The following is a 21,288-nucleotide window of genomic DNA, read 5'->3' on the forward strand; positions in this document are numbered from 1 at the left end:
CTATCGAATACATAGTCATAATCTTCACCTCAAAATGATTATACCACATATTGATTTTTTAAATGATATTTTTATAGATATTTATATATTATGATTAACTGTTGCTACCTTCCTTCATTCGAATCAAAAGAAGGTTCCCATAGTGGAAGTTCAATGGCTTCAAAAGTAATAGGATCCAAACCTGTGACGGATACTCCCAAAAGACGAATTCCTATTTCTACTTGGTTTTGCTCTTCGAATAACAGACTAACAGCAGAGAAAAGATCTTCTTTTCGATACGTCGCTTTTGGCAGAGTTATCCGTCTCGTTTTGGTGACAAAATCACTAGTTCTCATTTTTAAAACAATTATTTTCCCATGACGTTCCAACTTTTTCAACTGCTCAGAAACCTCCTCTGACAGCTGACGCAATTGGGTCAGGCAATCATTCTCCGTGGTTAAAAGCGTCGCATAGGTACGCTCTTTTCCTACTGACTTTCGTTCTCTTTTTGTCACAACTGGTGACAAATGAACACCTCTAACTTTTCGGTAGAGAGAATAACCCATCTTACCAAATTGTTGAATCAAAAAGAACTCATCTTTTTCATATAAATCAGCCCCAGTATGAATCCCTAATTCATGCATTTTGGGTACCGTTTTTTTGCCTACGCCGTAAAACTTTTCAATAGGCAATTTTTTTAAAAATGCGACGGCTTCTTCAGGCCTTACCACCGTCAATCCTCTTGGCTTTTCGTAGTCAGAAGCAAGCTTAGCCAAAAATTTATTGTAACTGACACCTGCCGAGCAAGTTAAATGTAATTCATGCCAAATATCATGCTGGATACATTTGGCTACTTTTATCGCGGACTTGGCATGAATGGTATTTTGCGTCACATCTAAATACGCTTCATCAATCGAAACAGGCTCAACTAAATCAGTATACCGAGCAAAAATGGCGCGTACTTGGCGTGAAACCTTCTGATATTTTTCATGATTTCCTGGTAAAAAAACTGCTTTGGGACATAATTCATAGGCTTTTTGGGCACTCATCGCCGAGTGAATGCCATATTGGCGAGCCAAGTAATTGGCTGTCGTTACCACTCCACGGCCGCCCGTATCTTTGGGATGACGAGCAATTACGAGAGGCCCTTGCGCCAATTTTGGACAGTCTCTCTCCTCAACCGATGCAAAGAACGCATCCATATCAATATGAATGATTTTTCGAGTCAAATCATTTTTTAACGGGAACAATAATTCACCCAAATCTACTCACCTCTCGATTATTATAAACCAAACAAGTGTTTGTTTTCAATAAAACAAGCATTCAAAAATCTACTAACTTGTATTTAATATCTATACAAGTAAACAAATTTTTGTTATAGTTCAACTATTGAGGTGAAACGAATGAATCAAGAAAAATACTATTCGCTATTAAAAGAAAAATTTGCCAGTAAAGAAATGGTCGCCACCGAACTAATTAATTTAGAAGCCATCCTCCACTTACCGAAAGGCACCGAACATTTTATAAGTGATGTCCACGGAGAATATGCGGCATTCGATCATGTTTTACGCAATGGATCTGGCAGTGTTAAAGAAAAGCTACGCGACTGTCTAGCAAACGAGCCAGTCGACTGCAATGAGTTAGCCGTATTAATCTATTATCCGCAACAAAAATTAGCCCAAATCAAACATCAGCGTCCAGCTCATACGATGGCGGAATGGTACGAACAACAAATTATCTATTTAGTAAGAATGGTCACTCACTCGAGTAAAAAATATACGCGTTCAAAAGTGCGGAAAGCCCTCCCCGATCGCTTTCGTTATATTATTGAAGAATTGCTAACGGAAAGTCAAAAAAAGCAAGAAAAACCAGCCTACGTTCATGCAATCATTCAAAAAATCATTCAACTGAAGCAAGCGGACGAACTGATTGAAGATTTGGCCCTTACCATTCAACGACTCGTGGTTGATCATCTACATGTGGTTGGAGATATCTATGATCGCGGTCCCGCTCCAGATGCCATTATAGACCGGTTGATGACCTATCATTCAATCGATATCCAATGGGGCAATCATGATATTATTTGGATGGCTGCCATGGCAGGTTCAAGCCTTTCTTTGATGAATGTCATCCGGATTTGCGCCCGTTATGGGAATTTGGATATTCTTGAAGATCGTTACGGTGTAACCATCCGGGCGCTGATTGATTATAGTCGCAAATACTATCAACCAAGCGAGGCATTCTTCCCCAAGTTGGCAGAAGATGCTGGCTGTTTTTCAAAAGAAGAAAAAGAAACACTTGCCGTTGTACAACAAGCAGCCGCTATTTTGCAATTCAAACTGGAGGGGCAATTAATTGCACGTCGCCCTGATTTTAACATGGACGCACGTGCGGTACTCACGCAGATTGATCCAAAAAACCAGACAGTTTTATTGGGGAAGAAAACCTATCCACTTCAGCAATTTCAAGCACCAACGATTGATTGGCAGCATCCAAATGCATTAACCGATGAAGAACATGAATTAATCACGCACCTTCTCCACAGTTTTCAAGCTTCAGAAAAACTCAAACGCCACATGGATTTTTTAATTGAAAAGGGGAGCATGTACCTTTGCTATAACAATAATTTACTCATTCACGGCTGTATTCCTCTTCACGAAAATGGTGATTTCAAATCTTTCCGTGTCGGTCATGCACACTATGCAGGCAAGGAATTACTCGACTATTTTGAAAAACAAGTTCGGCTCAGCTACACACAACCGACTGTTCATGACGATTTGGCCACCGATACCCTTTGGTACCTATGGACAGGAGAATGTTCTTCGTTATTCGGCAAAAATGCAATGACTACGTTTGAACGGTATTATATCCAAGACAAGCAAACACACATTGAAAAAAAGAATCCCTATTACCAATTACGCAACCAAGAACACATCTGCCAAGACATTTTACGCGCGTTTCATTTACCTATCTCTGGTCATATTATTAATGGGCACACACCCGTCAAAGAAAAAAATGGCGAAAATCCAATTAAGGCAAATGGACGGATGCTTGTCATCGATGGTGGTTTCTCAAAAAGTTATCAAAAAGAAACGGGGATTGCCGGTTACACCTTACTTTCAAATAGTTATGGTCTGCAGCTAGTTGCCCATCAGCCATTTACCTCCGTCGAGGCTGCCGTAGAAAAAGGGACAGATATTATTTCGACTCGTCGCCTAGTTGAAAAAGTGACCAGTCGAACAACTGTAAAGGAAACCAATATCGGCCGGCAATTAATGGAGGAAATGGCGGATTTAACTGATCTTTATCAACAGTTTGATACGATTATCTAAACAAGCAAAAAGTGATTCCCAGTCAATAGATGTGAACAACATCCATTCTCTGGGAATCACTTTGACGATGCCAAAAAAATTCGATTATTGATGATAAGCTGTGTAAAGTTGTTGTCTCGAAAATCCTGTTTGTTTAGCCACTTCCTTAATTGCCGCTGTTGCTTTGATTCCATCTGCCACCATCTGGTTAATTTGCTCCAGACTTGCTTCAATGGATTGTTCGGATCTGTCTTCTTCGATTTCTTGACTACACCCTGACAACAATAGACAACACTCCCCTTTTAACGCATGATCCGTCAAATACTGACAAAGTTCGGCAATGGTGCCACGTAAATATTCTTCATGAACTTTGGTCAGTTCACGACAGATGACGACTTTGCGCTCATCACCATAAATAGTTCGCATATTTTCTAAAGTAGTCGCTATGCGATAGGGAGATTCATAAAAAATCATGGTCGCATGTTGCGTAGCCAATTTTTGAAGTTCTTCTAATTGCTTACTTTTTTTTCGTGGCAAAAAGCCATAAAAATAATGGGGTTGAGGCAGTAAACCCGAAGCAATCAAGGCGGTCAGACCGGCAGTTGGCCCAGGTATTGCTACAACTGCTAACTCTTCAGCTAAACAGGCTAAAACGAGCTCATGCCCTGGATCACTAATCGATGGCATACCTGCATCGCTCACTTGAGCAATCGTTTTTCCTTCTTTCAACAAAGCAATTAATTGCGGAATCCGTTCACGATAATTGTGTTCATGTAAACTAATTTGAGGGACATGGCTGTCAATATGATTTAACAATTTTTGAGTATTCCGAGTGTCTTCACTTGCAATGAAGTCACATTCCCTTAAAAGGTTACAACTTCGTAATGTCATATCTTCCAAATTGCCGATGGGGGTAGGAACCAAATAAAGCGTCCCTGTTGTTGTGGTACGATAACTTTTTTGTTGAAACACCCATATTCGCTCCTTTATTCGAAAAAAGAGCGTAGCAAATCCCCGCTCTTCTTCTTATTTACCAATTTCCCGATAGATAACCTCTAAACAAAATGCACAAGGCTCGTCCCGTTCTCTCCTAGATCCATATAAATCATAGCAGACGTGGAAACCTTCTTCATAAATCTTCTCTAAATTCATTCGTGATTTGGATAGTTCTTGCTTCACTTTTTCTGCTGGAGTTTCAGCAATATGATTTAATTCTCGAATATGATCACGCAATCGTTGATTTTCTAACTCAAGTTGCGTATTTTTTTCTACAATATCTTGCAAAGAAGACTTCATTTCTCCAAGATTCGCCAACAAAGCCTGCAATTCGGCTTCAAAGTCATTTAAACCATCATAAACAGAACGCTTATCCATTTTCATGCTGTTCACCTGCTTTGACGAATTCTTTTAGTTCTTCACTATCGTATTCAACAGTGGTCTGTTCGTGTCCAAATAAACGAACTTGCACCACACGTGATAACATATTCAATCCTGTGACTTTTCCTTTCCCATCTGGCGTTAGAATTTCTTGACCATAATCGGGCATCTCACGCTTTGCTTCAGCATACGTATCATTTTCATAAGACAAGCAACACATCAACCGCCCACATAAACCTGAAATTTTGGTCGGATTTAATGACAGTCCTTGATCTTTTGCCATTTTAATCGAAACAGGAACAAAATCACCTAAAAAGGTTGAACAGCATAGTTGTCGCCCACAAGGTCCGATTCCCCCCAAAAGTTTGGCTTCATCTCGCACACCAACTTGGCGCAATTCGATTCGTGTTCGAAAGACACTAGCCAAATCTTTGACCAGTTCACGAAAATCAATTCGACCATCTGCTGTAAATTGGAAAATCATTTTGGAACGATCAAACGAATATTCGACATGCACCAATTTCATTTCCAATTCTCGTTCACGAATTTTTTGTTTGCCAATTTTCAAAGCTGCCTTAGCATCTTGTAGGTTGCGCTGTTGTTGTGAGTCATCCTCGTCCGTTGCTCGTCGAATGACGGCTTTTAACTGCTGGGGAACATCTTCTTCATCAACGAATTTATTGGGAATAGCTACTTGTGTATAGTAGACAGATTCTTGTGAATGAACTAAAACTGCGTCACCATATTGAAAGACTTCTTTTCCGGGAGAAAAATAGTAAATTTGGCCAGCTTGCTTATAGCGTACACCAATCACTTCAACCATGGGAATCCTCCTCTACCTTTCTTTAAACTTCTTATGAATCAATCGCAACGCCAATTGCTCCGCCACATTTTGAAACGAAACATTCGCTGCGAGTTTTCTTTTTGCATCCAGAATAGCCTCCACTGCCTGATAGTTTGTAGACTCCCCTTGTGTCAACGTCTGTTGATAAAGTATTTGCAACAATTGCAAGATTTGTTCTTGTTGCTTGCGCTCTTTGGCTTTGATAACTAGCTTGCGCTGAACATACAAATAGGCGTTGAGACTTTGATTGGTGAGTAATTGAAACCATTTAATGACGCTATCCTTAGCATCATTAAACCATTCATCTGTAGAGATTTCAACTGCTTTCTCAAAACTATTGGTCAGTTGAACAAGTAGTTTTGCCGAGGCATCAGGAACAGAAGCTTCTAGTAGTCGCTGATAAAGTTGTTCTTTTGATAGTGGGGTGAAATGCACGACCTGACACCTTGATTGAATTGTCGGCAATATTTTTCCAAGGGCATTCGTCTCCAGAATAGCTACAAATGTCCCCTCTGGTTCTTCTAAAAATTTTAGTAAACTGTTGGCGGCCGGGACACTCATTTTGTCGGCTTCTTGAATAATAAAGCATTGCAACTTTTGTTCAAAGCCTGACTTGGTGAATTCACTTTGCAATTGGCGAATTTGATCAACTTTGATCGTTAATCCTTCTGGTTGAATAATCCGTACATTAGGATGTTCGCCCTGAGCAATTCTTAGGCATTGCAGGCAATGATTGCAGGGATTTCCGTCAACTGGTGTTTCACAAAACAGACGTTTCGCTAGCCACATACTTAATTCATGTTTTCCAGTTCCCTGATCACCTTCAAAAAGATAAGCATGTGCCAAATGCCCATGCTCAATCATTTTTTTTATTTGTGTTAGAAGACGCGGTTGATAGGTTGTTAAAAACGTGGTTTCTTCCATCGCCAGTCGCTCCTTATTAGTATTGGTGGAAGCCTTCCATTGGTAATACAAACACGGTTGCTCCACCTACTTCAACTTCTACTGGATAAGGGACCTGACCATCCAACGAAATATCCAAGGACATTGGGGTTGAAACATATTGACGACGAGATTGACAAGCTTTTTTAATTAGTGCTAGTGTTTCGTCAACTCTTTCATCATCAATCCCAATAATAAATGTACTATTCCCCGCTTTTAAAAACCCGCCTGTTGATGAGAGTTTTGTCGCACGAATATTAGCATCGATAAACTCATTAGCTAAACGGTTACTATCTTTATCTTGGACAATGGCTATAATTAATTTCATGTTTCTCACTCCTCAAAAAATAATGGGTATTTTGTCTTAATTGCAGTATAACATTCATTGACTACTTCTTGCACGTCTTGGTTCGCATGAATTAATAAAAATCGCTCTGGTTGCTTCTCAACCAACTTAAGGTACGCATGCCGAACACGTTGATGAAATTCCAAGCCTTCCGTTTCTAATCGATCAATACTAGCTTTGCGACTACGCTGAATTCTTCGTAATCCTTCATCTGAGTCAATATCTAAATACAACGTAAAATCAGGCTGCAGGCCTTCTGTTGCAAATTCATTAATCATCGCCACACTATCCATCCCAATTCTACGACCTGCACCTTGGTATGCCAGAGAACTGTCTACAAAGCGATCACATAAAACCATCTTCCCAGCTTCCAAGGCCGGAATAATGACCTCGACTAAGTGTTGGCGACGCGCTGCCGCATACAACAAGGCCTCTGTTCGAACATCCATTTCTTGATGATTCGGATCTAAAATCAATTGACGAATTTTTTCTGCAATTTTTACGCCGCCCGGCTCTCTGGTTGCAATGATCTTTCCTTTTGCTTCTTTTTCCAGACGAGGAAACAACTCATTCAGGGCGGTCGTTTTCCCTGCTCCATCTGGTCCTTCAATTGTGATAAATAATCCGCTCACAGGCTCTCCTCCATTATCTTTTGCACCTAGCATTATAACACTATATTTCTCGGCGTCCTTCGACTGCTTTCAGTAAGGTTACTTCATCTGCATATTCAATATCGCTACCAACAGCTAGGCCATGAGCCAAGCGTGTGACCTTAATCCCGGCAGGTTTAATCAACCGTGAAAGATACATAGCAGTCGCTTCGCCTTCGGTTGTTGCATTGGTTGCAATAATCACTTCTTTGACTGTCTCATCATGTAGACGTTGAATCAATGAGGCAATATTAATATCATCCGGTCCAGTTCCTTCCATTGGCGATAAAACGCCGTGCAGAACATGATACAATCCATGATATTCGCGCATTTTTTCCATTGCCATCACATCTTTGGGTTCCTCAACTACCAAAATGGTACTCCGGTCACGGGTTTTGTCTGCACAAATCTCACAGGGATCCTCCTCGGTAATATTGCCACATATCGAGCAGAATTGTAAATCTCTTTTGACACTAAGGAGTGATTTAGCAAATTCACTTACTACTTCATCTTTCATGTCAATTGTATAAAAAGCTAAACGTGTTGCTGTTTTTTGACCAATCCCAGGCAAGTTCATATAACTTGCGATGAGACGAGCGATTGGTTCGGGATATTGCACGCTACCTGTCTCCTATTCTTAGAAACCTGGAATTCCTTTAGTATATTTCCCCATCGTTGATTCAATCTCTTTTTCCACTTTTTGAATCACATCATTCACTGCCATTGCGACTAGATCTTCCACCATTTCAACATCGTCTGGATCGATAATTTGAGGATCAATGGTCACTTGTTTTACTTTACGATCACCGGTTACAGTTACTTTGACGTAACCATTTGTGGATTCACCTGTGAATTCGCGTTGATTCAATACCTCTTGCGCTTTCACCATTTCTTTTTGCATTTTTTGGACTTGTTTCATCATGCCTTGCATATTTCCCATACCACGCATCATTTTGTTTTCCTCTTTTCTTAATTTTTTTCAATCGTCGTCAAGTCGCCAAATAATTCTTGCGCTTTTGACACGAGCTGGTCTTCTTGATCAGAAAGGAGTGACACTTCTCCTGTCGTTTCACTTTCTTCTTCTAGTGTATCGTTTTCCCGATTCCCTGCAAGAAAATCTTTCCGCAGAGTCGGCCAATCTTCCTTAGTAATGAAAACTGGACTAGGCGCATAATCCGTTACAAAGCGACTGATATGATTATGCAACGTTAAAGAAAATTCTTGATTGGTTGTTGCCCGTTGACAAATAATTTCATAGTCAAAGGCAATAATAAGCCCTTCCTCACTGGCTGCTTTGGGTTCACTTGCTTTCAACATCGCCTTTTGCGTAGGGTTCATGGAATCTAAAATATCATCCCAAACCGTTCGCAATTGTTGCATTCGTTGCTTTGTGGCCATTTTTAAAACCTGATTTACCCGTTCTCTAGGTATGCGATATTTCGTCGCTGAAGTTTGTGAGCGAACCGCGTTTACCGGTGGCCGCTCTTTTTCAACAGGTTTGTTTTGCTCAATCTGGCGCAAAGCTTGGCGCAGGGATTGAACTTCTTTTTGTAAAGCTTGCACTTGACTAACAAGCTCATTAGAGACAGCTTGTCCTTGGTAATCAGCAGGATTTTGCTCCACCAGTGGCTGCGATCCAGTCGCCAACTTCACCATAGCGACCTCTAGGTATACTGTCGGACTTGTCGTCAAACGTATATCATTTTGCGTAGCATTCAAAATGGCAATCCATTCATACAACTGATCAGCAGAGAGTTGCTGAGCCAATTCTTGGAAATCAGCTGTTATTCGCTTGTTTTCTTTGGTTAATAACGCTGGAGCTTGTTGATAAACCAGCAAATCACGACAATAAAACAGGAGATTTTCAAGTAAGCGTCTCGCCTCTTTGCCAGACTCAAGCAAGTCATCCAGCTGTTTTAAAGCAGCCGTCACGTCTTTTGTCATACAGGACAGTAACAAGTGATCGATTAATTCCGAAGTCACACTTCCGGTCACTTCAAAAGCATCTTGCGTTGTGAGCGTACCATCAGCAAATGCGATTGCTTGATCCAGAATACTCAACGCATCCCGCATCCCGCCTTCTGCAGCACGGGCAATCACCTCAAGTGCCTCATCTTCATAAGTCAGATTCATCGCCTGCAAAATTTCCTTTAGGTGTTCCACAATTGCTTGAGGCAAAATACGTTTGAAATCAAATCGCTGTGTTCTTGATATGATGGTTGCGGGAATTTTGTGAGGCTCTGTGGTCGCCAAAATAAAAATAACATTTTTCTTTGGCTCTTCCAATGTTTTTAGTAATGCATTGAACGCGCCTGTCGACAACATGTGCACTTCATCAATAATGTATACTTTGTATTTGGCCTGTGTCGGTGCGTAATTGGCACGATCGCGAATGAACCGAATTTCCTCGACACCATTGTTACTAGCTGCATCAATTTCGATGACATCTTCTTGACTGCCATTGGTAATGGACTGACACATTTCACATTCATTGCACGGCTCCCCATCCACACTATGAGGACAGTTGATGGCTTTTGCAAAAATTTTAGCTGCACTGGTCTTCCCCGTCCCCCGCGGTCCAGTAAAGAGATACGCGTGAGAAATTTGTTGCTGCACAATGGCATTTTTTAATGTTTGAGTAATTGCTTGTTGTCCAACAATTTCATCAAATCGTTGGGAACGCCATACTCGATACAAAGCCTGATACGCCATCTACTCTTTCACCTCACTTGAAAAAATCACTATCTACTATTATACGAAATTTTTTAAAAAAAAGAAAGCTACGCCTCATCCACCAAAACTCCGACTTGCGACGGATGTTTGGAACTTTCAAGGCTATGGTATAATAAAACAAACAAATTTTTTTAACAAAAAAACGCTTGAGGAGGAACACACATGGGACTAATAAAAGCAGCAACAAGTATGATTGGCGGCGGATTAGCTGATCAATGGCTGGAAGTCATTGAACCGGATGATATGGGTGATACGACGGTTTTCACAAAAGGTGTCAAAGTTCGTCAAGACAGCAAACGGGGTTCAAATAAAAAGGGAACAGATGATGTGATTACCGATGGATCAGTTGTTCACGTTTATCCAAATATGATGATGATGGTTGTTGATGGAGGAAAAATCATCGACTACACTGCAGAAGAAGGCTATTACACAGTTAAAAATGATCTTGCTCCTTCCATGTTCAATGGATCATTGAAAGGTGCCATTTCAGAAACCTTCGACCGTTTCAAATTTGGTGGAGTGACACCTCAGAAACAACAAATTTTCTATATTAACTTACAAGAAATTAAGGGCATTCGTTTCGGTACCTCTTCTCCAATCAATTATTTTGACAATTTTTATAATGCGGAATTATTTTTACGCGCACATGGTACGTACTCCATCCAAATTACTGATCCAATTCTCTTTTACAAAAATGCCATTCCTCATAATCAAACAAAAGTAGATATCAATGACATCAACGAACAGTATTTGGCTGAATTTTTAACTGCGTTACAAGCTTCCATCAATCAAATGTCAGCGGATGGACAACGAATTTCTTATGTCCCTTCAAAAAGTATGGAACTAAGCAAATACATGGGCAGCGTATTAGATGATCAATGGAAACAAACTAGAGGAATGGAAATTGTTTCAGTGGCAGTGGCTAGTATCTCATACACCGATGACTCTACGAAGTTAATTAACATGCGTAATCAAGGCGCCATGTTGGGTGATGCAACGATTCGAGAAGGATTTGTTCAAGGATCGATTGCAGAAGGTATCAAAAATGCTGGTAGCAATCCAAATGGTGCAACCAATAGTTTTGTTGGAATGGGTATGGGCATGAATGCTGGTGGCAATTTTCTTAATCAAGCCTCACAGACCAATCTCAATCAAATGCAACAACAACAACAAAGCACTGACACTTGGAAATGTGCAAAGTGCGGCACAGAGAACACTGGTAAATTTTGTAGCAACTGTGGCGAAGAAAAACCCCAAGCAAATCGTTCAGCTAGTATTAAAATGAAATGTGCCGCATGCAGTGCCATTATTGATTTGGCCAATGGTGTACCAAAATTCTGTCCAGAGTGTGGCAAACCATTCCAAGGTGTTCCTGTTGATTAAGGCTTTTCTCATTTTAAAAACAAGGAGGTTACGTAATGGAAGTCATTACTCATAAATGTCCCAATTGTGGCGGGGCATTGACTTTCGAACCATCCGATCAAAAATTTCACTGTCCATTTTGCCTAAGTGTTTTTACTGCAGATGAATTGACGGCTTTCGAGAAAAAGCAAAAAGAAGCCCAGCTTGTTGATAAAGCAACTGACCAAACACCAAACCCGTCGGACGTTGCCAGTGAAGAAGCCCTTGAAACAACGACCGACCAAGCAGACGCTTCAGGTGACATGAACAACATGGAATTATACACCTGTCCCAGTTGTGGAGCGGAAATTGTCACCGATGAAACGACTGCCGCTACCTATTGCTACTTTTGTCATAATCCCGTCGTTTTAACCGGGAGATTGAGTGGCAACTTTTTGCCAAACCGAGTTCTCCCATTCGCAATCAACAAAGACCAAGCAATCAAAACCTTCTTGCAATGGGCGCAAAAGAAATGGTTCGTTCCAAAAGACTTTTTCAATCAGGCCCAAGTAGAAAAATTAACGGGCGTTTACTTTCCTTACTGGGCAGTTACAGCAGATGCCCAGGGTGAGCTGAGCGGGATTGGAACAAGTTTACGAGTCTGGGTTTTAGGAGATATCGAATACACCGAAACGAAAGAATACGCAGTAAGACGCTCCGGAAAATTACAGTTTCGTGATTTTATCCAAAATGCGCTCTCAAAAAATGTTCAAAAAAAGATGGTTGAAGGCGTCCAACCGTTTCCCCTTGAAAAAGCAGTACCTTTTGAAAACCAATATCTCGCTGGTTTCCAAGCTGAAAAACGGGATATCGAATACCTTGATGTTCAAGATACCGTGCATCAAGAATTAGCCGACTACGGCCAAACATTATTAAGTGATACAGTTAGCGGGTACACCACCTTCCGAACAACGGGCAAACAACTGGATATTACAAAAGAAGACAAACAATACGTCCTATTACCTGTTTGGCTTGTAACCTACCAAGCTGCTAATGAGAAGAAAAAAACATTCTATTATGCAATGAATGGGCAAACGGGTAAAACAAGTGGGATTTTGCCCTTGAGTTATGGAAAATTGACAGCTTTTTGTGGCGGTATTTTTGCGATTGTAGCCATTTTGCTGATGATTGGAGGCTATTTTCTATGAAATGGAATAAGAAACTAGCAATCCTCGGTGCCTTCGTTCTCCTGCTATGGCTTTTTCCTACAAAGGGGCATGCTCAATCGGTCGATGATCAAGCAAGTCTCTTTACCGAAGAACAAATAACCGTACTAAATCAATTGGCAGCCAATTTGGACGAGAAAATCAAAGGGCGTGTGTATATTGTGACAACTACCTCCAATGATGACTCGGAAGAAACCTATGCAGACAATTATTTACGGAACAAAGTAGGAAATAATCAGAATGGTTCGGTGTTCTTGATTGATATGGGTCAACGCGGCTATCATGTTTCGACATCCGGCAATATGATTGATTATTTAACCGATAGTCGCTTAGAAAAAATGTTGGATTCCATTCAAGAAAACTTAAGCGCTGGCTCGTATTTTGAAGCCGCCAAAAGCTATTTGGAAGAGTCTTCTGCTTATGTCAGCGACGGCGTACCTGGTGGCCATTATCGTGTCGACCGTGATACCGGCAAAATCACCTACTATAAAGTTCTGACCCCTTTTGAAATCATCATCGCGCTAACGGTAGCTAGTATCATTAGTCTCATTACGTTTTTCTGGATAAAATCAACCTATCAATTAAAACGAAAAACCTATCATTATCCATTTAGGGAAAAGGCAACGGTGACATTAGCTGATCAAAGCGATCGACTAACAAAATCATTCGTCACAACTCGGCGAATACCAAAACCATCCAATAATAATAATGGTGGCGGTTTTGGTGGAGGCAGTACCACTCATTCCAGTGGCGGTGGCACTTTTGGTGGAGGCGGAGGGAAATTTTAATTTGACCTCATTTATTGAAAGAAAGCGGGTTTGAAACTGACTCGTTTTCTTTCTTTTTTTGTCATTTTTCCCACTTTTGATTATCTTATTCGTCAAAACAATGCATTTTTGCCGATAATTTTCAGAAAATAATGACAATAGCAAAAACTAGTGGTATACTTTGGAAAATAAAAGGAGTGGTTAGGATGACACAAGCTATTGACTGGAAAAGCTTAGGGTTTGAATATATCAAAACACCTTATCGCTTTTTAGCAAAATGGAAAGATGGAAAGTGGAATGAAGGCGAATTGACGGAAGATAATGTTTTACATATTTCCGAAGCTTCGGCAGCATTGCATTATGGTCAACAATGTTTTGAAGGGTTAAAAGCGTACGGACGCAAAGATGGCGGCATTAACTTGTTCCGTGCCGATGAAAATAGCAAACGACTCAACAAAAGTGCCGAACGGTTACGTATGCCTGAAGTTCCTGAAGAATTGTTTCTAAAAGCGGTAACGAGTGTCGTGCAAGCGAATCGTGAATTTGTTCCTCCATATGGAACAGGAGCTACCTTATATATTCGTCCTTTATTAATTGGTGTTGGAGATACAATTGGTGTCAAACCAGCTCCAGAATTTATTTTCACTGTATTTTGCATGCCCGTTGGTCCGTATTTCAAGGGTGGCTTAACCCCCACTAACTTTATTGTATCTGATTATGACCGAGCAGCACCCAAAGGAACAGGCGCAGCAAAAGTTGGTGGCAACTATGCTGCTAGCATGTTACCAGGTGAAGAAGCTCATAAACACAATTTTTCAGATTGTATTTATCTTGATCCCGAAACGCATACAAAAATTGAAGAAGTCGGTTCAGCAAACTTCTTTGGTATCACAAAAGACAATGAGTTTATTACACCAAAATCACCATCAATATTGCCAAGTATCACCAAGTATTCCTTACTTTACTTGGCCGAACACACGCTCGGAATGAAAGCAATCGAAGGCGATGTTTACATTAATGAATTGGATCATTTTGTGGAAGCTGGTGCTTGTGGCACAGCCGCTGTTATTTCGCCAATCGGAGCTATTCAGACGAAAGACGAGTTTCATGTCTTCTATAGTGAAACCGAAGTAGGTCCAGTGACAAAAGCCTTGTACGATGAATTAACGGGTATTCAGTACGGGGACCGTCCAGCACCTGCAGGTTGGATTTTTGATGTACCTGTTGAAAAATAATTTGCTAGCCTATCGCTAAAAATGAGCCATTCCCTAAGTTGAAACGTTATCGTGCTTCTCAGCATTTAAACGTTCAGCTAGGAATGGCTCATTTCTTTTTCTATTTAGAAGTTTTTCGTTTACGCTTCCTTCGTGTAAACAGAAATTCTTGCTTGATCAACAGTTGGATTACGCAATTCTTCCACCATTGCTGCAGCATAATCCGCATAACTAATGTAGCTTTCCCCTTTTTCATTGGTCGTAAACTGTTCTCCAGCAAATGCAACTTTCCCTGTCTTAGCTCCATTTGCCTGGAAGTCAGCTGCAGGACTGACATAAACCCAATGAACATCCTTTGCTTCACGTAACCGATCCAACCCTTTACTCATATTGATTGCAACTGGTTTATAGGCGTCTGGAAAATCAGGTGTTTCAAAAAGCTGGGTTGTATGAGATGGATCAATATACAAACTTCCAGCACCACCAACCACGAATAATTTCGTCGTGCTTCCTGAAAGAATCGTTATCAAATGATCAATTGATGTTTGATGTTCAGTTAGTTTTTCTGGATTCCAAACCCCAAAAGCATCCACTACAGCATCAAATTCTTCCAAATCTTCGCGTGTTAAATCATACAAATCTTTCAGGATTGTTTTTTGAGCAACAGTTTGATTCGTATGACGAACAATCGCTGTTACATCCAATCCTTTATCTACGGCTTCTTTTACAATTAATTGACCTGTTTTCCCATTAGCTGCTATTACTGCTAGTTTCATTTTGTTGTCTCCTCCTAAATTTGCATTATTTCTCTTACAAACCTATAATAACGGTATTAGTAACTTTTGAAAAGTAAGTACTTTTTTGTAACTTAGTTACTAATAAGTAACTATTAGAAAGGAAAACCTATGAAACTAGACTTACCAGCTTGTCCTGTAGAGACCACTTTGCTTTTTTTAAATAATCGTTGGCGAGTTTTGATTCTCAGAGATTTAATGGATGGAAAAAAACGATTTGGTGAACTGAAAAAATCCGTTGGTTCCATTTCTCAAAAGGTATTGACGGAGAATTTAAAAACAATGGAAACATATCAATTACTAACCAGGACGGCTTATCCAGAAGTGCCACCTCGCGTCGAATATGAATTAACCGAAACTGGTTACAGTTTAGCCCCCGTTTTAGCTAGTCTTTCTCAATGGGGATTGGATTACCAAGCAAAGCAATAACAATGAACGCACCAGTCAGCATGCTTTTATTGATGCATACTGTTCTCGTCATTGGACACCAAAAAAGCAGTTGCAAAGGAGACTTTGCAACTGCTTGTCATTTACAATTGATTAAGCTTTAACTACGTTTGTAGCTTGAGGGCCACGTTGACCTTCTTCAACGTCAAATGTAACTGCTTGGCCTTCTTCTAAAGTTTTGAAACCGTCACCTTGAATAGCTGAAAAGTGTACGAATACATCGTTTCCGTCTTCTGCAGTGATGAAACCAAATCCTTTTTCAGAGTTGAACCATTTTACTGTACCGTTATTCATTATAACTTTACCTCCATGACACATTACGTGTTTAATTGTAATAATAGATGATGTGAAATGAAGAATGTACCAGTATTGGATAACTCAAGATTTGCATATCAATTTATTACATTACTACCATAACATGAATTCTCCTATATCACAATCATTTTTATGAACTTTCATCAAATATTTTTATTTAACCATGACGCAGTATCCTCTAGATACCCTTTTCGTTCATCATTTGACAAGTACGGTACCCTGCCAAAAAAAAGATGGCCCAAAATTTCAACATCTACCCCATTGAAAATCCACTCGGAAGTTAATAATTTGATTGCTTTTGTTAACTCAGTATCCTCTCCGTCCATTGCTTGTGGTTGACCAGTTGGTGTTAAGAAAATAGCTTTTTTCCCGGCAAAACGTTTCTTTGGTTCATCTGATTCAAAACTATAAGCGAACCCATGTTGAAATACACGATCAATATAGCCTTTTAAAATTGCAGGCATCCCATTCCACCAAATCGGAAAAACATAGATAAGTAAGTCACTTTCCAAAATTTTTTCTTGTTCAACTAAGACATCTGGTGGAAATATTTCTTGGTTTCTAACAAATTTACCCTCTTCGACGTGAATCGTATCCTCAGCTGCCAGAACTGGTTGGAAATTTAGTTGATACAAATCACGTACTTCTACTTCCAGTCCTTTTTCGCATAATGTATGCTGGACTTGCTTTAGCAATGCGTGCGAAAAGCTTTCTTTTCTAGGATGGGCATAAATAATCAGTGCCTTCATTTCATCTTCCTTCTTTCTGTTTACTTTCTACTTTTATTTTATCGTTTTTTGGTGTTAAATAGATAAATACCGGAAATTATTTTTTGCAAAGGAAGTCGTACTATGAAACGTTATCTTGCCCCTATCTTTCTGATCGCCGCCTGCGTAGGTGATGCTTCACTGCCATATATCTTAGGATTCGTTTACCCGTCCTTCAGTCAGAGTGCGGATGTCATTAGTATCCTGGGCGAGCCAAATAGCCCAGTCCAAACTCTCTTTAATCAGTTATCAATTGTGACGGGTTCGCTTTTTGTCTTAGGAGCACTGGGATTGCCGGGATGCTTTAAGCAAGATCATAATCGTCTAGCTATTAATTTAATGAGTGTATCGATAGGCACTTACGGACTATTCGATTGTGTCCTTAGTGGCTTAGTTGTCATCAATGACCGAGAAACTTCCTTCAATCCAATCTATCTTTTGCACTCGGCTGTTACCGGTATTGGTATGCTTGGTTTACTGATTGCTTCTTTAATCAGTGGCTGGCTTGCTAAAGAACGCGGACAAATGAAGTGGGCTACTTTCTTTTGGACCTGTTTGACACTTGGCAGTTTATGCATCGTTTTCTTCCTTAGTTATTATGTACCATTCTTACATGAGCGTTTTGCTACTACTCGTGGGTTGTGGCAGCGTGCAAGTCTATTCTTTTTATATAGTGCTGCAATCGGCGTCGCTCAAAAAGCTTGGTCTACTGTCGTCAAAAAGGATGTCTATCAATTTTCATAAAACGGCGCGCAAAAAGACCATACCAACCAAAAGATTGAGAATCAATTTCTGGATGGTATGGTCTTCTTTTAGCTGAACAATCCTGTCTCAGCCTTTTTTTGAAATAAATGATTATTTTAATGTGTTGGTAATTCAGGTGCCTAGAAGCCCCTGTTGCTGATTAGAATGGGATTCCTAGTATTTTCTGATCAATGAAAAACTCTGATATAGTCCCATTAAATTTACAAAATATGGTCAAAAAGATAGTCAAAAAAATCGCCAGTATATCTCTATATTAAAAATTAATCCAGGGAGACTTCAGTGTTTTTCCCCTATTGTATTTAAAATAGATTAAATAAAAAAATTAATTTTTAGCACGACTTTGTTTTCTAACAGCCTCAACTGCTTCAGTAATATTTTCATTATTTTGAGAAAGCGTATCCCAATCATCCCAAAAATCTCTAGTTGCACTTACTGGTCTATGATCAACACTTGGCTTATCTAAAAGTATTCTACTAGGCAGCAAAATAGCATCTCCAACAACCAAAGCTTCACCAACATCAAGTAAGGGTAGCAAATCAATTGTACTTTTTAAAGTATCTGGTAAGAGGTTCTTGATGACAGACTTATCACGATCATTCGTTAATCTTAAAACCACAAAATTGTTACATTGACTGAGGATTGTTTTGCTGATATCAGAAGGTCTTTGGCTAACGGGAACCAAAGATACTCCATATTTTCTCCCTTCTTTCGCTATTCTCTCAAAATTATAAAGAGCCTGTTTCTGTGTAGAATCTGCTTCATCCTTGATTGGTAAATATAAATGGGCTTCATCACAAATCAAGGCGAAAGGTGTCCTCTTATCAGCAACCATCCAGAACTGAATATCATAAAGTAAACGTGCCAAGGTACCTGTAACAATTGGTAAAATATCAGACGGAACTTCAGAAAAATCAACAATTTTTATACCTTTTTTTCCAGATGTATGGCCTATTAGTGTAGACAACATTTTAGAAAGCCAACCATAGTCAAGAGTCGCTTTATTTGGTTGAAACATGAACCCATAAGTTTTATCCGATACTTTTGCGTTTAATCTGGAAATGAACCTTGTCAACTTTCCTTCCCACTCACCCTTTACGGGTTTCCCGGTCGATCCTACTCCTTTTTTCGTGTCATCAATGACTAATTTTGAAATCAATTCATTGATTTCAAATGGAATTGGTGAATCAACAGTAAATGTTTTTGTAACATCTTCTTTTCCTTCATTTATCAAAGTTTTCTCTTTTAGTTCTCTAATGTGTAAGGTGAATCTAGAGGATTGATTAGGAGCGTTAGAATCACTTCTATCAAGAATCATTGACAGTAGTTCTTCTCTGTTTAATAACCAATATGGAAGAAATAGTATATTCTCATCTGAATCCTCCAAATCCCCTGGTCCAGCAATTTTATAGTACTCTGCAATTTTGGAATCATGATTAGTCAGTGATTTGTATTCACCATGCATATCAAAAACCAAGATATTAGAGTACTCTAGTTGGTTGGCTTTTTCTAAAATATTAGCAACACACCAACTTTTTCCTGAGCCAGTACTACCTAAGACAGCAGCATGCTTTTGGAAAAATTTATTCCCATCTAGAGAAGCTCTTGCATTACCATCCATAATAAACTTGCCAATATCAAGCTTTTTTTCAGAACTAATTGAGTTACTTAACAAGTTCATGAAATTTTGTAGATTGGTTCCTACAAGACAATAGCTCTTACTTTCAATTTGAGGAAAAACATCAACTCCCCGTTTAAAAATATTTTTTTTTTCACCAAAGACCGTATAATATGTCCTAATAATATTGACCTTTACATAGTCTGCAGAGGAAACCATAATCTCTTGTTCATCTTCATCAGTATCGTCAAAATCATCAATATATTTTCTTGTTACTTTTTCAATTAGTGAAATTAATAGCTGGTGCTTCTTACCTGTTTCAATAGCAATCAAATTTCCAACACTAATTCTCCCCATAATATTTGGATTATCAATCTCAATTATTACTTGAGATGTATCCACATAAGTAACATTTCCAAGTAAGTCGCTGTTGTTTAATTCAATAAGCTTATTCATTAAATACCTCCTTGACCATCTCTCCAATATCCCAAAGATTTACTTTTTTAAGTATCGTTTCAGCTTCTATATTAATGATTTTTGTACCTAAATTATCATGTGTAAACGCAGTTACATTAGAAAAATTTTTCACAATTTCATTCGCCTTTTCAGAAAGAGTATGAGTAAAAATTAATGTCGGTTTCCCGGATAAAATTTGTTTTCTTAAATGTGTTTCTAAATGGTCATCACTAAATCCGTACCCTATAATAATGAATCTCTCTGCAGAATCAATTGAATCATTTGCTTTTGCCCTCTGAGAATCAAATGGCTCATTATACCCTTCGCGATACTTATTTGCGCCTGGAGTGATTATTAAACAATCATCTTCTCTTATCATTGGAGCCGCAATTGGTTCATTATTCACTATATACCAACTCAAACAACCATGTGGTTTCAATATCGTTACCTTTGGAGCAAATTCTACTGCCTGCTTCTTTTTTCTCTTTTTTACTCCTACACAAAAAGAATACTTACTTTGATTCGGCAAATATCTTGAAAAATACTTTCCAACAAATAGGTTATCTACTCTGAGGCCAACTAATTCACAACTATACTCAATAAGACGATCATAATTAGTTGTGATAATTGTAAGACCATTATTTCTTATATTAAATCTCATTAAATAAGCAGATAATCTGAATGAATCGTTTTCTAGTATAACTCTTTTTAGCGCTTGATCCTCTTTGCTCCGAACATAATTAGCCGTTAATTCCCGAATTTTCTGTTCTAAATTTTTTGTTGGTTTTACCTCATGTAACGTCTCCTCCAGTCCTACTCCTTCATCAAATCGTTCACTAATTTCGTTCCAAATCTTTTTTTCATCTGCTGTTTTAAGAAAGGTAGTCATCTTGTTATCCAGTTCATTAGCAAGATCTCCCATACTGGGAAGCCCTTCAGCTATGGAAAGTCCTGATCCAATTATTGTGACAGTACCATCTTGAAAAAAATCCTGAATAGTTTTTTTTAAATCGTTCATTTTCATAAAGCCAACCTCGATCAACAATTATTGAGTCTTATATTGAAAAAGTTCTATTCTTCACAATCATTTCATTATAACATTCTTTTGCTGTCAACGGCACCTTTAAAATGTAGGAAAGGGGGTGCGGATGTTTTTCTGGACCATTTTTAACAAATAAATCCTTGTTTCTTCCGATATTGAAGTTGACTTAGTCCTCCTAAAGATAACTTGATTCGTTGATTATTGTACCAATGGATATAGTCATCTACCTGATCGATAAACTGATTGATTGTTATGTTTTTCCAGTCACGTTGATAAAACACTTCATTCTTTAAACGTCCAAAGAAACCTTCACACGCTGAGTTATCTGGCGAGCATCCCTTTTTAGACATAGAACGA

At 39.1% G+C, this 21,288-nt stretch carries 23 protein-coding genes; 7 read left to right on the forward strand and 16 right to left on the reverse strand.

The features are described 5' to 3' along the window. Positions 1-104: 104 nt before the first annotated feature. Positions 105-1,241, reverse strand: a complete 1,137-nt coding sequence (gene dinB, locus ACFSR0_RS09730) for a DNA polymerase IV (RefSeq protein ID WP_379982290.1) — start codon at positions 1,239-1,241, stop codon at positions 105-107. Between the two features lie 141 nt (positions 1,242-1,382). On the opposite strand from dinB, the gene ACFSR0_RS09735 reads away from it, so the two are divergent. Continuing rightward, positions 1,383-3,311 (forward strand): fructose-1,6-bisphosphatase, encoded by a 1,929-nt coding sequence (locus ACFSR0_RS09735; RefSeq protein WP_379982292.1) that lies wholly within the window; start codon positions 1,383-1,385, stop codon positions 3,309-3,311. An 84-nt stretch (positions 3,312-3,395) separates the two neighbouring features. Here ACFSR0_RS09735 and rsmI read toward each other — a convergent pair whose 3' ends face one another. From rsmI to dnaX, 9 genes are read right to left on the reverse strand one after another with little or no spacing between them, the layout of a single operon-like run. After that, a complete protein-coding gene (rsmI, locus tag ACFSR0_RS09740) occupies positions 3,396-4,262 on the reverse strand; it encodes a 16S rRNA (cytidine(1402)-2'-O)-methyltransferase (RefSeq protein WP_379982294.1) in 867 nt (288 codons plus the stop codon). Between the two features lie 54 nt (positions 4,263-4,316). Beyond that, entirely contained in the window at positions 4,317-4,664 is a 348-nt protein-coding gene (locus ACFSR0_RS09745; protein WP_379982431.1) for a DNA replication initiation control protein YabA, read from the reverse strand. Continuing rightward, positions 4,657-5,490, reverse strand: a complete 834-nt coding sequence (locus ACFSR0_RS09750) for a PSP1 domain-containing protein (protein WP_379982296.1) — start codon at positions 5,488-5,490, stop codon at positions 4,657-4,659. The genes ACFSR0_RS09745 and ACFSR0_RS09750 overlap by 8 nt, the downstream gene beginning before the upstream one ends. Positions 5,491-5,502: 12 nt before the next feature. After that, the gene (holB, locus tag ACFSR0_RS09755) at positions 5,503-6,435 is read right to left on the reverse strand and encodes a DNA polymerase III subunit delta' (RefSeq protein WP_379982298.1); all 933 of its coding nucleotides are present in this window, start codon (positions 6,433-6,435) and stop codon (positions 5,503-5,505) included. Positions 6,436-6,451: 16 nt separating this feature from the next. Further along, complete coding sequence (locus tag ACFSR0_RS09760; protein WP_379982300.1) at positions 6,452-6,781, reverse strand: cyclic-di-AMP receptor; 330 nt, start codon at positions 6,779-6,781, stop codon at positions 6,452-6,454. Between the two features lie 5 nt (positions 6,782-6,786). Beyond that, positions 6,787-7,431 (reverse strand): dTMP kinase, encoded by a 645-nt coding sequence (gene tmk, locus ACFSR0_RS09765; RefSeq protein WP_379982302.1) that lies wholly within the window; start codon positions 7,429-7,431, stop codon positions 6,787-6,789. Positions 7,432-7,471: 40 nt separating this feature from the next. Then, complete coding sequence (recR, locus tag ACFSR0_RS09770; protein WP_379982304.1) at positions 7,472-8,068, reverse strand: recombination mediator RecR; 597 nt, start codon at positions 8,066-8,068, stop codon at positions 7,472-7,474. Between the two features lie 18 nt (positions 8,069-8,086). Then, entirely contained in the window at positions 8,087-8,401 is a 315-nt protein-coding gene (locus ACFSR0_RS09775; protein ID WP_379982306.1) for a YbaB/EbfC family nucleoid-associated protein, read from the reverse strand. A gap of 17 nt (positions 8,402-8,418) precedes the next feature. Beyond that, positions 8,419-10,161: a DNA polymerase III subunit gamma/tau gene (gene dnaX / locus ACFSR0_RS09780; RefSeq protein ID WP_379982308.1), complete on the reverse strand. Its 1,743-nt coding sequence runs from the start codon at positions 10,159-10,161 to the stop codon at positions 8,419-8,421. A 183-nt stretch (positions 10,162-10,344) separates the two neighbouring features. On the opposite strand from dnaX, the gene ACFSR0_RS09785 reads away from it, so the two are divergent. From ACFSR0_RS09785 to ACFSR0_RS09800, 4 genes are all read left to right on the forward strand, one after another. Beyond that, positions 10,345-11,565, forward strand: coding sequence for an SPFH domain-containing protein (locus ACFSR0_RS09785; RefSeq protein ID WP_379982310.1), 1,221 nt, complete (start codon positions 10,345-10,347; stop codon positions 11,563-11,565). 35 nt (positions 11,566-11,600) lie between these two features. After that, positions 11,601-12,731, forward strand: coding sequence for a TFIIB-type zinc ribbon-containing protein (locus tag ACFSR0_RS09790; protein ID WP_379982312.1), 1,131 nt, complete (start codon positions 11,601-11,603; stop codon positions 12,729-12,731). Further along, a complete protein-coding gene (locus ACFSR0_RS09795) occupies positions 12,728-13,537 on the forward strand; it encodes a TPM domain-containing protein (protein ID WP_379982314.1) in 810 nt (269 codons plus the stop codon). Before ACFSR0_RS09790 ends, ACFSR0_RS09795 begins: the two co-directional genes overlap by 4 nt. Positions 13,538-13,722: 185 nt before the next feature. Beyond that, positions 13,723-14,751 (forward strand): branched-chain amino acid aminotransferase, encoded by a 1,029-nt coding sequence (locus tag ACFSR0_RS09800; protein WP_379982316.1) that lies wholly within the window; start codon positions 13,723-13,725, stop codon positions 14,749-14,751. 119 nt (positions 14,752-14,870) lie between these two features. Here the strand turns inward: ACFSR0_RS09800 and ACFSR0_RS09805 are convergent, their stop codons facing one another. Then, positions 14,871-15,506, reverse strand: coding sequence for an SDR family oxidoreductase (locus ACFSR0_RS09805; protein WP_379982318.1), 636 nt, complete (start codon positions 15,504-15,506; stop codon positions 14,871-14,873). A gap of 129 nt (positions 15,507-15,635) precedes the next feature. Between ACFSR0_RS09805 and ACFSR0_RS09810 the strand changes: the two genes are divergently transcribed. Continuing rightward, positions 15,636-15,953, forward strand: a complete 318-nt coding sequence (locus tag ACFSR0_RS09810; protein WP_379982320.1) for a winged helix-turn-helix transcriptional regulator — start codon at positions 15,636-15,638, stop codon at positions 15,951-15,953. Positions 15,954-16,064: 111 nt separating this feature from the next. Here the strand turns inward: ACFSR0_RS09810 and ACFSR0_RS09815 are convergent, their stop codons facing one another. After that, complete coding sequence (locus ACFSR0_RS09815) at positions 16,065-16,265, reverse strand: cold-shock protein (protein ID WP_379982322.1); 201 nt, start codon at positions 16,263-16,265, stop codon at positions 16,065-16,067. A gap of 164 nt (positions 16,266-16,429) precedes the next feature. Beyond that, the gene (locus ACFSR0_RS09820) at positions 16,430-17,035 is read right to left on the reverse strand and encodes an NAD(P)H-dependent oxidoreductase (RefSeq protein ID WP_379982324.1); all 606 of its coding nucleotides are present in this window, start codon (positions 17,033-17,035) and stop codon (positions 16,430-16,432) included. A gap of 102 nt (positions 17,036-17,137) precedes the next feature. Between ACFSR0_RS09820 and ACFSR0_RS09825 the strand changes: the two genes are divergently transcribed. Further along, on the forward strand, positions 17,138-17,797 hold the full coding sequence (locus ACFSR0_RS09825; RefSeq protein WP_379982326.1) for a DUF998 domain-containing protein: 660 nt from the start codon (positions 17,138-17,140) through the stop codon (positions 17,795-17,797). Positions 17,798-18,140: 343 nt separating this feature from the next. Here ACFSR0_RS09825 and ACFSR0_RS09830 read toward each other — a convergent pair whose 3' ends face one another. The 3 genes from ACFSR0_RS09830 to ACFSR0_RS09840 form a co-directional block, all read right to left on the reverse strand. Next, positions 18,141-19,889 carry an ATP-binding protein gene (locus ACFSR0_RS09830; RefSeq protein ID WP_379982328.1) on the reverse strand — a complete coding sequence of 583 codons (1,749 nt, stop codon included), beginning with the start codon at positions 19,887-19,889 and terminating at the stop codon, positions 18,141-18,143. Continuing rightward, on the reverse strand, positions 19,882-20,913 hold the full coding sequence (locus ACFSR0_RS09835) for an SIR2 family protein (RefSeq protein WP_379982330.1): 1,032 nt from the start codon (positions 20,911-20,913) through the stop codon (positions 19,882-19,884). The genes ACFSR0_RS09830 and ACFSR0_RS09835 overlap by 8 nt, the downstream gene beginning before the upstream one ends. Positions 20,914-21,056: 143 nt before the next feature. Further along, on the reverse strand, positions 21,057-21,288 hold a 232-nt coding region (locus tag ACFSR0_RS09840; protein WP_379982332.1), incomplete at its 5' end, for an IS3 family transposase.

Origin of the sequence: Enterococcus camelliae, assembly GCF_042685105.1 — a bacterium.
Classification (GTDB): Bacteria; Bacillota; Bacilli; order Lactobacillales; family Enterococcaceae; genus Enterococcus_G; species Enterococcus_G camelliae.